The following is a 615-nucleotide window of genomic DNA, read 5'->3' as shown; positions in this document are numbered from 1 at the left end:
GTGCGCTTGGGCTACTGCGTGGGCGCACAGGGCGTCGGCCAGGGTCAGGTGAAAGAGCGCGGCGGCTTCATCCACTGCGGCGGGGTTGTGCCGGTCGGTGGTGATCAGCGTGGAGCGCAGCAGGGGGCGCACATCGATCTGGCCGTCTGGTGTCACTGCCCAATCGCTGGCGCGGACGTCCAGGGTGTGGGACTGCAGGTAGCGCGCCGCTGCCTGCTCCAGCGCTATGGCCGCTTGCGCCTCAAATTCCTGGCGCACGCTCAAACTCAGCAAACCGGCCACCGCGTCAAACCAGCGCCCGGCGGCCGTGGTCTGCGGGCAGTTCAGGCCGCGCTGCAGCATGGTGTGGATGGTGTGTGCCGCTTGCGCGCCCACGGTCGGGGCGAAGCGCGGCACGATCTGCTCTGCCATCCCACACGCGTGCAGCGCAGCCGCCGCCATGCGCCAGGGTTCGCGCGCGGCCACATCGCCGCCGGGCAAGGCCAAGGGGCTCAGGTGCCCGACACGCGCACAGCGGGCGCCATCGACCAGCAGCACTTCGCCGCCCCAAGCCACGCCATCCGTGCCCAGGCCCACGCCATCCAGCGCGATGCCGATCACCGGGCGCGCCATGTC

Annotated in this window: 1 pseudogene; it reads right to left on the bottom strand. The window is 71.1% G+C overall.

The annotated features are described in order from the left end of the window. Positions 1–615 (bottom strand): annotated as a pseudogene (locus B3V69_RS08575) (carbamoyltransferase HypF); the annotation flags it as partial.

Origin of the sequence: Rhodoferax sp. UBA5149, from assembly GCF_002413825.1 — a bacterium.
Taxonomy (GTDB): domain Bacteria; phylum Pseudomonadota; class Gammaproteobacteria; order Burkholderiales; family Burkholderiaceae_C; genus Rhodoferax.
This window is presented reverse-complemented; position numbering and strand designations above follow the sequence as displayed.